Consider the following 13,198-nt stretch of genomic DNA (forward strand, 5'->3'; position numbering starts at 1 on the left):
AGCAAAGGACAGAGGGTAAATAAGAACACAAATATGAAGAGATTTCCTTTATGAAATAATATATTATCGAAAGATAAATTAAACACTCTAAATAATAAAATTCCCGTCAATAAAAAAAAGAGAATTTGTGTTAAAATAATATATTTATATAAAAATTCATGATTTTTGATTTGGAAATATTTCATCATGCGATTATATCCCAACTTTCTTAAGTGATGAAATAAACAGCACAAATTAACCTTCCGTATCGTAAAGAAAACTTGGTTACGCTACGCAAGCCGAAGGCTTAGGGGAAGCCTTCGGTGCACTTATACTTTTTGAAAGTACAAAAAAAGGGGCGGCCTGGAGCGCCTCTTTTTATGATAAGGTATGGTTTCTCTTTTGCATCTATCATGATGATATTAGTCATTTATTTCTGCAAGCTTTTCGGTACCTCCGGCTGATATCCCCAGAAAGCACATGCAAAAACAGAACTGGCACTGGCCAGAAGCATTAATAGGGAGGATAGGGCAATTAATAAAGTTTTCTTCATATTCTCCACCTCCATTCTCTTTAATCTGCCTGCTTTTAATTTCCTTTCTTGCTCAATGGGTATTAAAAACAGGAAAAAGGGTACATGATTGAATCAAAATCCCTACAGTCACTGCAACCTTGATCGTTGTTGATTCCAGGCTTATGACCAACAGCAGCATCAAGAGTATAAAAAGAATCGATCCCAGTTTTAATCGTTTTTTTAATTTTAAGTCATGAATGGGTTTGGCCGGGGAATCAACCGGAGCATAAAGGAATACCACAATCAGGGCAAAAACAAATGGCAGTATGAAGAATCCCATTGCCGGAGCTACCCTTTGAGACAATTGAAAACCAAGGGCAGAGGCCAGTCCGTATCCTAAGGAGCTGAAAAGCATACACTTAATAGGTGTGGCGGCATGTACACCGCCGGAAAACCTGCGCAGCACACCTCCGGCCAGAGCAGTAATGGCTGCCGGCAAAGCCGCCCCAAAAAGTGCACCTACCAAGACGATCAGCACAAAACCGGTGATGGCCAACAGGATATTATCAAGAGAATAGGCAATGACAGTTTCTTTTTCCTGATCCAGGTTGAGCTCCTGACCCAGATAACTGGCGATCCCCGTGCTTAATTTTGAATAACCCATTTTATCTTTCCTTCCATATAAATCTTTTGATTCCATAAGCCAAGCCTAAAATAATGAAGATCTCCGGCCAACCGGTAACGATAATTAAAAAATCGTTATTCTTTACCTCATCCATTGATAAGTTTAACAGGGATAATGTTAAAGAGCGGGAGCCTGCCTCTATAAATACAAGCATAAAATATGTAATTAGTACTGTAGAAACGGAGCGCAGAACATCGATTTTTGCATAAACAGTCAAATAAAAGGTAAATAAGCCGACGATAATTAAAGTATGAACCCCAAAAGTGATGGGTAATAAACGAATCAAAAAGGTGGTAAAAGCCAAAAATACTCCGATAAGTGCAATTCTTGGCCATTCAAAATTAATCCGGGCTATGGCATAAGCTAACGCCACCAAAGCAATGTATTCAGGAATGCCATAAAAAATTAAACGAAAAACTGACATTTCCATATTAGAAACCCCCATTATGTCATTTCACAAGGTGTTGTTTTAATACTTTATTCATCTTTTTCTCCTCTTTTTATCTTTTTCGACAGATTTTCCTGTATTCCTGCTTTTCTCCCTAATCAAAGGCAAGACCTAAATAAGCTCCCCGCTCTGACCCCAACCCTAAAGGAAATGTTCCTGTCTCTCTGATCATGGCAAAGGGACGCTGAGTTCCGGGGGTACGAAATATGATTTTCTCTGCAGCAAGAATTTGAGCAATTTTTTTCAGAGCTTCGGCAAGGAACTTTTCCGGAAGCAGAATTTCTTTGATAAGATATTCCGACTTACCTACCCCTTCAATAGCCGCACATCCTTGAACCCCAGGCATGTCCAAAGCGTAGAGATTCCCTCCTGAGCTTTGGGACAAAGATTGTTGGTAAAAAATTTCTCTTTCTTCATAGGAAATATAAATCTTATCCAGTAAAAATTTATTTCTCCTTTTATTATAAAGATCAGGTGTAATCTTTGTCATTCTCAAAGGAAATTGTTTCTCTTCTTTGATCCCTTCATCCTTGTTCCAAACGGCCTCCCTCAAATAAAACCCTTCCCGATATCCTTGTTTCCGATAAAAATCAAATAGTGCCTGATGAGCAGGCACTAAAACCGTAAAATCATCTTTCATTTCTTCCGCATAGCGATGGGTATAGTCCATCAGCCGGGTGGCCAAGCCTCTTTTTTGAAACGCAGGATGGGTGGCAATGGCATAAAGCATGCGGCCGGTCAGGGATTCCTCTCGGGGAAGCTGCAGCTTAACAGGGATCATGGTCAACATGGCAGCCAGTTTCTCCTCAGTCCATAAAAGCATGGTTTCTTCTTTCCGATAACGATGCTGATAGTAATAATCAATAAAAGATAGACTATCCCCAAAACAAAGGCGCCAGATTTCTTTCTGTTCCCCAATATCTCCATCTTCGGCCAATCTTATTTTTATCATCCCGGTCTTTCCCTCCTGCCGAACACCTGCTTTGATCAGTTAATGTATCTACCTAAGTATTTTTCCTCAAATTTTACAGGATAGTAAGATAATTTGGCTTTTCTCAACCCCGGATAGCCCATATCCTCTTCCCGGTTGACATAAAGGATTTGAGGATGTTTTTCTTGGATCAAGGCGGCAAATTCCCGGTTAATCATTTGATAAGCACCCTGGATTTCCCCAAAGGCTTTTTCTACATTAATATCAAAGGTATTTGAATTTAATTGCCCCCCCATGGTATAGGCTATCACCCGGCCCGCGGAGCGAATCAATCCCCCTTCCAGACTTAGTTCCTGGAAATATTTATAACAGCGGCGTACCGCACAATACTCATCAGATAAATGTTGATCCTCCAGGCAGCCGTTAAGACGACACCATTGAACGTTCATTTCCCAGCATTCCTCAATATTGTCCATGGTAATCGGTTCAAAGGTCCAATCATTATTCTCTTTAAAGCGGTTGATATGATTTCTTTTGGCCGATAGTTTTTTCCCGGAAAGGGTCACTAACTTCTCCAAAAGATAAACATAGTCAAAACTTTCCTGGGTTTCCTTGAATTCAAATTTTTCTGGAAAGATACGCTTCATGTCCGTCACATTCTCCGGTGACAGTCCATACAAAACAAAGGGATGACCGGCATCATCTGCATCCTTTTTCATTTCTTCCAGCACCTTTTGAGGATCTCCCCCTCCTGCGGGAAAGAAATAATATGGAGTTGCTTCTCCGGAATCATTTGTAATGGTACCTTTTACCACCAGATGATTTTCTACCTGGGCGATGCGATAGCAATAAATGTTCACCCAGGCAAACAAATTGGTAAAACTCTGATGGCAGCTCCCAAAATCAGCCGCCCTTAACAAGGGGTCCACCCAAGCTTTATCCTGAAGCTCAACCTTTTTAAAATTAATCATTCAGTTTAGTTCCTCATTTCATTTCCTGATATTCGGCACCTTTTAATGTAAACCATTTTAAGGTTTAATATAGCAAAAACCAGCCGTTTGAAGTTTTATTAATTCCACAATGCCGGCGGGAACGATCTGTACAAAATCAGGTAAAGAGGGAATATCAACATTGTTGCCCTGAAGAGCATTACGGCAGGCAGAAAAAGACACTCCTTGGGCAGCTAGCTTGCTCATACGTTCTCTTATTGCACCTTCCTGGGCAAAATCCCGTACCGCTTCAGCATTTGCCACCACCGACTATTCCATTTCTTCCCCGGATTTCAGGGTATTTTCCACATTGGTAAGCAACAAACCCCATTTTGCACTTTCATCAATATGAAACAACCCTTTATATTCAGCCAATTAAAACGCCTCCTTTTTATTTACTCATGATTATAACATAAAGTTCAAGTCCATGAGAAGGGCACCTTCCCTGGTACAACATAAAATTCCGTATAGATTTTTTTTATTTGAAAATACTAGCATTGGAGGTGTTGATATGACTATTTCTTTAACATCAAAAGAACGATCTTTATTGGAAGATCAAAAAAGCCATGAAGAGCTATGCATCCAAAAATACACTGGTTATGCCAGGCAGGCCTCGGATCCTCAATTGCAAAACCTTTTTCAAAATCATGCTAAAATCGAACAAGAACATTTAAACACGATTAACCAGCTGCTAAGCGGTCAAATCCCCGCGATGAATCAACAGCAAAATCAAGGGCAAGGCCAACAACAATCTCAGCAACAAACCCAGCAAAGCACGAACAGTTTCCAGGCATATGGGACGCCAGCCTTCCAGCCAACAGATATGGAAATGTGCAATGATCTGCTGATGACAGAAAAATATGTATCCGGTACCTACGACACCACGATTTTTGAATCCCGGGACACCCAGATGCGCCAGGTTCTAAATCATATTCAGAAAGAAGAACAGGAACACGGTGATGCCATTTTTAAATACATGGAAAGCAAAGGGATGTATACTCCCCAATAATGGGGAGCAACATCCCTTTTTTCTTGATTTTCTTCTATCAGCTTACCGCCATGTTGACGATGCAGTTTTTCGCCGTTTTGCGGAGTCTGCTTCATTTTAATCATTCTATCTGGCTTTTATCGGTATCTGATAATATCAGCATGGTAAAGGTTTCTAACATCCCATCGATTTTCAGCATCTCATCATGGAGGGCTGTAATTTGATCAGTGATCCCGGCCCTGATCTTCAGCATGATACACCATTGTCCCGTAACACGGTAACATTTTTCGATGGTTAAACCGGGAATTTGGATCCGGATGATTTGTTCCATCATGTCATTAAAATCCTTCGTATGCACATTAAGAAAGATTACCGCTTGTATTCCCTGACCGGCTTGACTCCAATTGATTTCCGCACAGTAGCCTTTGATAATATGGTTTTGTTCCAGTTTGGCCACCCTGTGGTGAATGGCCGGACGTGAAATATTCAGTCTTTTGCTGATTTCTTCATGAGACATTCTGCCGTTATGCTCTAATAATTTAAGGATTTTATGATCTACATCATCCATATGATTCCTCCTGATTACAATTAAGACTGCTTAAGTTCCAAAAGCTGCACGGGGATCGCCAAGGCACGGTACTCTTTTTGACCGTTCCTTTCAAAAGACGTGCTGGCAAAGATAATGCCCACCACTTCCCCCTGATTGTTTAGCACTGGGCTTCCGCTGTTTCCTGGATTGATCGGGATGTCAATATCAAAAATGGGCACGTTGTTTTCTCCCCAATCGTAAAACTGCCCTACCTGACCCCGCTGAGAAATCTTTTCAAAACCGAGGGGATTACCGATAATGGTGACTGTATCCCCTCTTTGCACCAGTTTTGACTTATTAAGGGGCAAGGTAGGCAGATTATCAGCCGAAAGCTCAATCACAGCCACATCTGCTCCGGGAACGACTTCATAGGACTGGACAAAATATTTTCTGCCGTCTCCAAAGGAGACTGTAACTCTATCAGCATTGGTAACAATATGATGATTGGTAATAATCCTGCCGCTTGGAGAAATATTAAAACCTGTACCGCGACTGATGCCTAAATCCGCTTCTCTGGTGCGGAAAGCCTCAATACTGACGACCGCCGGCTTGCTCGCCAGGACGATTTCATCTTTTAAAAGTTCTCGATTCTGACTTAAAAAGGTCATTCTATCGGACAAAAGAGAAGAAAGATTCGGCATTTGCATGGCTGTAAAAGCCAATATAATCAAGATACCGACCAAGCGTAAGAACCATTTGCCGCGACCGGGAACCTCCAAGTATTCATCAGAGCCATCATTGGAAATATTTTCCCCAATATCTTCCGCTTCATTTTCCTCTAACAAATCTCCGTCTATATCCGGGTCGATCTCTTTTTTGAAATCACGATCCATGGAAAGCCTCCTTTCCCCGGCACCAGGATCTTGCTTAGTTGCTGATTTGAGCCTCTACCGCGCTCCCACCCCAATATTTTTCCCGCAGTTTCGGTTTTTCAATTTTCCCCGTGAGATTGCGTAACACAACATCAAAAATAATTTTGCGGGGACGCTTGTAACGGGGTAAATCCATACAGAATTCCATAATTTCTTCCTCTGTACACTGGAAACCTGGTTTCAGTTCAATGATGGCTGCGGCAATTTCACCAATACGGTGGTCCGGAAGACCAATGACCGCCACATCTTTAATGGCTTCGTGTTTATGAAGAAAATCCTCGATCTGCACCGGATAAATATTTTCACCGCCGCTGATAATAACATCCTTTTTCCGGTCTACCAAATAAATAAAACCATCTTCATCCATACGGGCCATATCCCCGGTAAAAAGCCAGCCGTTCTTAAGTACAGCTTCGGTAGCTTCCGGATCCCGATAATAGCATTTCATAAGCCCCGGTCCTTTGACAATCAGTTCTCCTACCTCGCCCTGATCAGTCAGGTTGCCTGCCTCGTCAACAATCATAGCTTCCCAGGTAAACCCAGGTTTTCCGATCGCCCCCACCTTGTGGATGTTCTCCATTCCTAAATGAACACAACCGGGGCCAATGGATTCACTTAGCCCGTAATTGGTATCATAGAGTTGATGGGGAAAATATTTTTGCCAGCGGTGAATCAAACTGGGCGGTACCGGCTGCGCACCGATATGCATCAGACGCCACTGCTCCAGCTGATAATCCTCCAGCTTTACATCACCCCGATCCAAAGCATCTAAAATATCCTGCGCCCAAGGCACAAGGAGCCAGACAATGGTTGCTTTTTCTTCAGAAACTGCATTCAAAATCCATTCCGGTTTCACACCCCGCAGCAACACGGCTTTACTGCCCGCCAAAAAACTGCCAAACCAATGCATTTTGGCGCCGGTATGGTAGAGTGGGGGAATTAAGAGAAAATTATCCTCCCGGGTTTGCTGATGGTGGTTTTGTTCCGTCTCACAGGCGGAAACCAAACTACGGTGACTATGAAGGATTGCTTTCGGAAAACCTGTGGTTCCGGAGGAAAAATATATTGCCCCGTCATCTTCATCTGACAATGGGATCTCAGGTGAGGAAACGCTAAAATTTCCCACTAATTGTTCATAACATTCCGCAAAAGAAGGACAATCCTCACCTACAAAGAACCGCAGCTTCACTTGAGGGATATGATCACTGATGTTCTCTACCCGGCCAATGAATTCCGGACCAAAAACCAGTACATCCGCTTCCGCTAATTCCAGGCAGTATTTGATCTCCTCTGCCGTATAACGATAATTTAAAGGAACGGCCAAGGCCCCGGTTTTTAGAATCCCAAAATAAATGGGCAGCCACTCCAGACAATTCATCAAGAGAATAGCTACCTTATCTCCTTTTTTAATTCCTCGTTCGAGAAGAAGATTGGCAAATCGATTGGCTTTTTCGTCAAATTCGTGCCAGGTAAGCACACAACGGTATTTTGATACCGGATTGGGTTCAATCAGCTCGTAATCCCGCCAAGTCACTTCCCGCTTCTCTTTCAGCTCCGGATTTATTTCAATGAGACAAACCTCATCTCCATATAAATTAGCATTGCGGGCAAGTATTTCTGTTATGGGCATTATCTTTTATTCCTCCCTTTTATTTTTATATTTGATTATATCATTAATCCCCCATATTGTTATAGCTAAAAATCAAAACCAAGATATTTCCTATGCTTAAGATCTTATTTGCCCGCTCCCATAAATAATGTACTTGATGGTGGTCAAAGCTTCTAATCCCATAGGTCCCCGAGCGTGAAGCTTTTGAGTGCTGATGCCGATTTCCGCGCCAAAACCAAATTGGGCACCATCGGTAAAACGAGTGGAAGCGTTGACATAGACTGCCGCTGCATCCACTTCTTCCAGAAATTTTTGAGCACGGCCATAATGATTGGTAACAATGGCTTCAGAATGCTTCGTCCCATATGTGTGGATATGAGCCAAAGCCTCATCCAAGTTCTCCACCACTTTCACTGCCAGAATCAGATCCAGATATTCCGTACTCCAATCCGCTTCCTGTGCCGGGGTAAGCCCGGGGAGAAGGGTACATGTTCTGGCGCAGCCCCTTAATTCCACACCCAGATCCTCCAGCTTTTCCTGAAGGGCAGGGAGAATGAGCGGGGCAATTTCACCATGAACCAAAAGCGTTTCCATGGCATTACACACCCCCGGCCGATGAGTCTTGGCATTGACAGCAATCCTGACTGCCATTTCCGGATCCGCATCCTGATCAATATAGGTATGACAGTTGCCCACGCCGGTTTCAATTACAGGTACAGTGGCATGCTGCACCACATGCTGAATCAACCCCGCTCCTCCCCGGGGAATGATCACATCCAGATACTCTTTCATTTGAATCATGCGATCCACTTCTTCCCGATCCCGGGAGGCTACAAATTGAATACAACCTTCTGGAAATCCGGATTCCTTAAGCCCTTGACGCAAGATCCTTGTTAGAACTTGATTAGAGAAAAAAGCCTCGGAGCCTCCTTTCAGAATCACAGCATTACCCGTTTTTAGGCATAAACCGGCGGCATCTGCCGTGACATTAGGCCGGGCTTCATAAATCATGCCCACTACTCCCAAGGGCACCCTTTTTTTGCCAATCACGAGACCGTTCGGTCTCTTTTGCATGCCGAGAACCTCACCAATGGGATCGTCCAAATTGATCAAAGCTTGAAGACCGTCCGCCATCTCCTGAATACGCTTTTCATTGAGCATTAAGCGATCCAACAGAGGGCCGGGCAAACCTTTTTCCCGTCCTAAAGCCATATCCTTTTCGTTTTCCTCCAGGATGCAGGAGGTGTTTTGCACCAAAGCTGCGCCCATTCTTGCCAAAGCCTGATTTTTTTCCGTTGCAGATGCCAGGTTTAAGAACTGTGCTGCCTCCTGTCCCGTTTTGCCGATTTCTTGCCAACGTTCTTGCCAATTCATTTTTTTCACCTTAACCTTTCAGTACCATATTATTCCGGTGGACGATATAATCATAATCTTTAAAGCCTAAGATTCCTTCAATATCCTGTGATTGATGTCCCATAATTTTTCGCACGTTTTCCCCATCATAATCTACAATACCCCTGGCTAATTCCTGATGATCAGCTGTCTGAATGCTAACGATATCTCCCGGTTCAAAATGCCCTTCCACGCCGACCACTCCAATGGGTAAAAGGCTTTTCCCTCCTGTGCAGATAGCTTCCCGGGCTCCTTGGTCCACTAATAAAACACCACGAATTTCAGCTCCGTAGGCAATCCATCTTTTTCGATGGTGCAGCTTGTATTCTTTGGGGAGAAAAAGAGTGCCCACCTCCCGTCCTTCCAGGATATCATCAAATAGGGTCAGATCCTTTCCCTGGGTGATCACCGTGGGAATACCGGAATTACCGGCAATTCTGGCTGCCTGAATTTTTGTCTGCATCCCGCCGCTTCCCAATTGGCTCCCTGCCCCCCCGGCCAGAGCTTCGATCTCCGGTGTAATCTCCCGAATCAAAGGAATCAGTTGAGCATCAGGACAGGTTTTTGGGTTCCCGGTATATAGACCGTCAATATCAGAAAGGATAATCAGCAAATCCGCATCTACCAGACCGGCCACCATGGCCGCCAGAGTATCGTTATCCCCAAAACGGATTTCCTCCCAGGCTACCGTATCATTTTCATTAATGATGGGGATGATCCCCATGGTCAAAAGGGTATGCAAGGTATTCCTGGCATTGATATAACTCCTGCGCCGGGCAATATCCCCCTTGGTCAGCAAAATCTGAGCAATCGTTTGTCCGTATTCACTGAACATTTTCTCATACATATGAAGCAAAAGGCCTTGGCCAACAGCAGCAGCTGCCTGTTTTTCCGGAATGCTTTTGGGTTTTTTGCACATCCCCAGCTTATCACGGCCAACCCCTACGGCACCGGAGGTGACTAAAATGACTTCCTTGCCCTGATGCTCGGCATTAGTTAATTTGCGTGCCAATTTATCAATTAAGTCCAAATCCATTTTCCCTGTGCTGCAGGTCAATGTTGTCGATCCCACCTTGACCACGATTCTTTTTGCTGTGCTTAAGCAGCGTCTGGAAAATGATATCTCCATGATCCTCATCCTTTCTGCTCTTAACTGTTCTTAATTATAACCGAATGGTAAAGGTATATTATTTCATTATATTTCATAGAGAAGAAAATTCAATTCTTTTTCACTTAAATAATGTTAAAATACAAACTTTGACAAAATATGTTTTTATCTTCGGAGTAACCAGGAAAGTTTCGTATCAATGTTATCATGAGAAATCAGAAAAAATGACCTCATTGATACCTTCTGAAAGTAAAACAAAGAACCTCCACCGGAGGAAGAGTGGAGGTTCTTTAGCGCTAGTTTCTGGATTTATTGTATATAAAGCTTATTTCGTGTTGATAAACACAGTCTTGACATTGTTATCCCAGCGCACATCAGCACCTAAAGATTCTCCGGCAAAGCGGAGGGGAATCATCACCCTGCCGTCAATGGAAACAGGAGGTACATCCAGAGTAATCGCCTTGCCGTTACGATAGGCCGTGCTTCTTCCTACATAAAGAACCACCGTGTTATTGCCTAATTTCGCCGTAACCTTTTTCTCCGTTTGCTGATAATCCACAGTGGCATTTAAGGATTCGAACAGGGCACGGAAAGGAATCATCACCCGGCCGTTTTTCAAATAAGGATAGGCATCGGTAAATTCTACATTATTACCGTTCACCAGGACCAGGGGACGAGCAGAGGTTCCTTGCAGTCTCACCGTGGTAAAGGACCAATTTACTGCCTTGACACTGATTCCATTAGAACCTTTGGCCTTGTCAGTAATGTAAACAGTATATTGAGTGTCAAATTTCAGATTGTTCTTAGGGTTCAGGGTAACCGTACGGTTGGTAGAATTATAACTCACATCCGCCGGGACCGACTGACCGCTTCTCGTTTCTCTCAGATAAACAGAAGAACTGTCAATGGTATTGGCCCTCATGGCCTGGGAGAAAGTGGCTCTGATACTCTGCCCCACCGCCACATTTTGGGCACCGGAAGAAGGTACAAAGCTGCCGGCTGCCAATGTTTCCTTCTCTGTGGTAAAGATCCAGTTGGTGGCAGACAATCTATTGCCGTCCTCATCCCGAATCCCGTTGGTTAAATAGATGCGATAATCCGTATCGCTTGCCAGATTGGATTTCGGCGTTAATGTCACCGTCCGACTGGAATTTGAATAAGACAAGGTGGCATTGATATTAGTGGAGCTTCCAGCTTTGCGGAGATAAACCGTACTTCCTGTGATGGAAGAGGACCTTAGTTTTTGTGAGAATTTAATCGTGATTTCCTTGTCTACCGGAAAATCATCCTCTCCCGGTTCCGGATCCCGATCTCTGATATGCAGGTCATCCTCACTTATCGTATCAAAGGACCATTGCTCTGCCGCAATATAATCACGATCAGAGTCCCGTACATCACTGGTAACATAAACGGTATAAGTTTCATCGTAATCCAATTCATTGCGCGGAGTCAATGTTACGACCCGAGTAGAGCTGTTATAACTCACATCCGCCTTGACAGCAGTATTGCTTCCGGACCGTCTCAGATAGATGCTGTCACTATCAATGGAAGAAGTATTCATCGCACGGGAAAACTTAAAGCTCACAGTGCTTTCCACCGGTACATTCTTGGCATTAGGCGCCGGATTTTTACTGGAAATCGTCACGGAATTGGCACTTCCCGTAGTAAAGCTCCAGTTGGTGGCGGAAACACCATTTCCTGACGAATCCTTAGCACCGCTAGTGACATAAACAGTATAAGAGGTGGATCTTGCTAAATCTGATCTGGGATCAAGGGAAACAGTACGAGTCGAACTATTGTAGTTCAGATCAGCGGATATTTTCGAACTGGAGCCTGCACGGGTAAGATAAATATTGTTCCCGTTAATCGTACCGGAATTCATGGCTTTGGAAAACTTAAAGGTAACGGTGGCATTTAACGGAATATTTTTCCCACCGGAGGCGGGATACTGACTCTGAACAGTCGGTGCCGACCCGGCGGTGGTGGTAAAGCTCCAGGAGCTTGCACCCAGCGTCTTCCCAGACGTATCTTTGATCGTATTGCCTGATACCGCTACCGTATATTGAGTGCCAAGTTCCAGAGATGAAATGGGATCAATGGTAATCGTCCCCTGACCTGCGCTGTTGGAACTGCGGGGAACAATGGTTGCCGGTATCGTACTGCTACCTTTTTTTAGCGTGACGGCACCGCCGGTCACTGTGTTTACATCCAAAGGTTTACTTAAGGTAATCACAATATCCGTCGTCACCGGTACATCCTTCGCCCCGGAGGCAGGTAACCGTTCTTCGATAGTAGGGTTGCTTGAGGGGTCAGAACCGGTGGTAAAGGACCAGGTGGCCGCGGAAATTCCATTTCCCGCTAAATCCTTCAGTCCATTTTCTCTTATGTTCACATTATAAGAAGTGTTATAGGAAAATCTGCTGCCCGGAGTCAAGGTAATCGTCCGTTGATCATTGCTCAGACTAATGCTGGCAGATTTCCCAGAAATGTAAATATTCGAAGATGTCACCGTGTTCGGGTCGATTTTTTCATTAAAGGTGACCTCAACCACATCGTTGACTGATACATTCTTGGCACCGCCGGCGGGAGACTGACTGCTGATTCTTGGTGCTGCGGTATCCATAGCTCCAATGGCCAGTGTGAAAGAAACCGTATCTAATAAGGTTTTGTTATTCCCTTTCATCCCATATAATACTAGTTCAATATTATAGTCTCTGTTTGCGGCAGAAAAAGTGTAGGGAGAGAAAGTGATGGAACTCCCGGAAATATCCCGCTCCGTAGAGAGATTCCCTGTCCCGGGATCCTGAATAGCCAGGCTGATACGATAACTGTCATAACCTGCTACATCAATATTCGCCCTTAAAGTGTACTCCAAGTTCTGGACAAAATCCTGGTCAATGGTCTCCCCATTGATTTGATTTCTGTCATAGGAGGTACCGTTAATGATCACCTTGGTAATCGTGTTGGATCCTGCTGCCAGACTCCCCACGGCGGTGAGCAAGAATAGACAGGCGCAGCATAAAACCAAAGCCCATACCTTGCTGTACTTCCTTTGTAAAATCATAATAAAGCCTCCTCTCAATAAATCGCTTTT

13 protein-coding genes are annotated in these 13,198 nt (G+C 43.8%); 1 reads left to right on the plus strand and 12 read right to left on the minus strand.

Annotated features, from left to right (window positions below):
• Positions 1-409 precede the first annotated feature (409 nt).
• From CEQ75_RS14160 to CEQ75_RS14185, 6 genes are all read right to left on the minus strand, one after another.
• Complete coding sequence (locus tag CEQ75_RS14160) at positions 410-532, minus strand: cyclic lactone autoinducer peptide (protein ID WP_089611647.1); 123 nt, start codon at positions 530-532, stop codon at positions 410-412.
• Positions 533-584: 52 nt separating this feature from the next.
• Positions 585-1,157: an accessory gene regulator ArgB-like protein gene (locus tag CEQ75_RS14165; RefSeq protein WP_157677482.1), complete on the minus strand. Its 573-nt coding sequence runs from the start codon at positions 1,155-1,157 to the stop codon at positions 585-587.
• Between the two features lies 1 nt (position 1,158).
• Positions 1,159-1,608: a hypothetical protein gene (locus CEQ75_RS14170; protein ID WP_089611650.1), complete on the minus strand. Its 450-nt coding sequence runs from the start codon at positions 1,606-1,608 to the stop codon at positions 1,159-1,161.
• Between the two features lie 112 nt (positions 1,609-1,720).
• Positions 1,721-2,578, minus strand: a complete 858-nt coding sequence (locus CEQ75_RS14175; RefSeq protein ID WP_089611652.1) for a GNAT family N-acetyltransferase — start codon at positions 2,576-2,578, stop codon at positions 1,721-1,723.
• A gap of 35 nt (positions 2,579-2,613) precedes the next feature.
• Complete coding sequence (locus tag CEQ75_RS14180) at positions 2,614-3,528, minus strand: DUF2156 domain-containing protein (protein ID WP_089611654.1); 915 nt, start codon at positions 3,526-3,528, stop codon at positions 2,614-2,616.
• A 57-nt stretch (positions 3,529-3,585) separates the two neighbouring features.
• Positions 3,586-3,810 carry a DsrE family protein gene (locus CEQ75_RS14185; protein WP_242965233.1) on the minus strand — a complete coding sequence of 75 codons (225 nt, stop codon included), beginning with the start codon at positions 3,808-3,810 and terminating at the stop codon, positions 3,586-3,588.
• 247 nt (positions 3,811-4,057) lie between these two features.
• Here CEQ75_RS14185 and CEQ75_RS14190 point away from each other — a divergent pair, with 247 nt between their 5' ends.
• Positions 4,058-4,555 carry a spore coat protein gene (locus tag CEQ75_RS14190; protein ID WP_089611655.1) on the plus strand — a complete coding sequence of 166 codons (498 nt, stop codon included), beginning with the start codon at positions 4,058-4,060 and terminating at the stop codon, positions 4,553-4,555.
• A gap of 100 nt (positions 4,556-4,655) precedes the next feature.
• Here CEQ75_RS14190 and CEQ75_RS14195 read toward each other — a convergent pair whose 3' ends face one another.
• From CEQ75_RS14195 to CEQ75_RS14220, 6 genes are all read right to left on the minus strand, one after another.
• Positions 4,656-5,102, minus strand: a complete 447-nt coding sequence (locus tag CEQ75_RS14195; RefSeq protein WP_089611694.1) for an Lrp/AsnC family transcriptional regulator — start codon at positions 5,100-5,102, stop codon at positions 4,656-4,658.
• A gap of 20 nt (positions 5,103-5,122) precedes the next feature.
• Positions 5,123-5,956, minus strand: a complete 834-nt coding sequence (locus tag CEQ75_RS14200) for a S1C family serine protease (RefSeq protein WP_089611696.1) — start codon at positions 5,954-5,956, stop codon at positions 5,123-5,125.
• Between the two features lie 34 nt (positions 5,957-5,990).
• Positions 5,991-7,625, minus strand: a complete 1,635-nt coding sequence (locus tag CEQ75_RS14205) for a class I adenylate-forming enzyme family protein (protein WP_089611698.1) — start codon at positions 7,623-7,625, stop codon at positions 5,991-5,993.
• 96 nt (positions 7,626-7,721) lie between these two features.
• On the minus strand, positions 7,722-8,978 hold the full coding sequence (locus CEQ75_RS14210) for a glutamate-5-semialdehyde dehydrogenase (RefSeq protein WP_089611700.1): 1,257 nt from the start codon (positions 8,976-8,978) through the stop codon (positions 7,722-7,724).
• A gap of 10 nt (positions 8,979-8,988) precedes the next feature.
• Entirely contained in the window at positions 8,989-10,125 is a 1,137-nt protein-coding gene (gene proB, locus CEQ75_RS14215) for a glutamate 5-kinase (protein WP_089611702.1), read from the minus strand.
• A gap of 304 nt (positions 10,126-10,429) precedes the next feature.
• Positions 10,430-13,168: an Ig-like domain-containing protein gene (locus CEQ75_RS14220; protein ID WP_089611703.1), complete on the minus strand. Its 2,739-nt coding sequence runs from the start codon at positions 13,166-13,168 to the stop codon at positions 10,430-10,432.
• Between the last annotated feature and the right edge of the window lie 30 nt (positions 13,169-13,198).

The sequence above is a fragment of the Dehalobacterium formicoaceticum genome (assembly GCF_002224645.1).
In the GTDB taxonomy this organism is placed as follows: domain Bacteria; phylum Bacillota; class Dehalobacteriia; order Dehalobacteriales; family Dehalobacteriaceae; genus Dehalobacterium; species Dehalobacterium formicoaceticum.